Source organism: Deltaproteobacteria bacterium, assembly GCA_009930495.1.
Classification (GTDB): Bacteria; Desulfobacterota; Desulfovibrionia; order Desulfovibrionales; family Desulfomicrobiaceae; genus Desulfomicrobium.
Genome location: RZYB01000465.1, coordinates 1 through 1,073 on the forward strand (window position 1 = coordinate 1; position 1,073 = coordinate 1,073).

A 1,073-nucleotide genomic window follows, 5' to 3' on the forward strand; every position below is an offset into this window, starting at 1 on the left:
TAACAACAAGGAACGATCATGGCGCAAGACGACAAATTCGAATTTGAATCCGTGCAGGACTGCCAGACCATCCAGAAATATCTCCAGGCGCTGCGCGAAGGGTTCGAGCAGAGCCGCATCGTGGTCAATTCCGACGGCTCGGAAATCTGCATGCACCCCAGCGGATTCATGAAATTCGAGGTGGCGGTGAAAAAGAAGGGGCAGGAGAACAAACTGGCCATCAAGGTCAGCTGGAAGGACAAAACCGAGGATGCCCCGACCGCCGGCAGCATCTCCATCAGCTCCTAGGAACGCCCCATGCACAAACGTTTCGAGGGCCTGGAGGAAAATTTCCGATTCCTGATTCTTGAAGTCCAGAATCAGATCAAGGCCACCTTTGAATTTCTCCTGGCGCCCACGCCCGCGACGTATGACAAAATCTTCAGCAAGGACGACTATATCGACAATCTGAAGAACGTCATCGAGAATAAATGCTTCACCACACTGAACCAGACCCACCTCAGTCCGGACGAAATCAAGTATCTGCGGGCCGTGCATGTCATGGCCATCAATCTGGAGCGTATTGGCGACTACTGCGTGAACATCGCCAAGCAGATGGGCTATCTGTCCACGCCGCGCTTTCTGGAGAATTTCGATTACAAGGACAGCTTTTGCAAAATCCACGACACGATCCAGGATATCCTGCCCGTGCTGCGCAAGGCCAATCTGTCCGGAGCCCTGGCCATCTGTCGCATGGAGGACGAGCTGGACTCCATGTACAAGCAGAATTTCGACAAGATCATGATCCACCTGCGCATCGGCCGCAACGTGGAGGATCACATCACCTCGCTGTTTATCATCCGCTACATGGAGCGCATCGGGGACAGTCTGCTCAATATCGGCGAGGCCCTGCTCTTTGTCATCATCGGCGAGCGGATCAAGATTCAGCAGTTCCAGGCCTTGGAGCGCAATCTGCGCACGTCGGGCCTCAAGGGCGAGGTCACGGACGTGGATTTCCAGGGCATCTGGGGGTCGCGTTCGGGGTGCCGCATTGCCCGCGTGGAAGAGAAAAAATCGCCCGACGCGCGGGACTC

At 55.3% G+C, this 1,073-nt stretch carries 2 protein-coding genes; both read left to right on the forward strand.

All coding sequences use genetic code 11. The features are described from left to right. The first annotated feature begins 18 nt into the window (after positions 1 to 18). Complete coding sequence (locus tag EOL86_15505; GenBank protein NCD26976.1) at positions 19 to 288, forward strand: amphi-Trp domain-containing protein; 270 nt, start codon at positions 19 to 21, stop codon at positions 286 to 288. Between the two features lie 9 nt (positions 289 to 297). Continuing rightward, on the forward strand, positions 298 to 1,073 hold a 776-nt coding region (locus tag EOL86_15510), incomplete at its 3' end, for a PhoU family transcriptional regulator (protein NCD26977.1).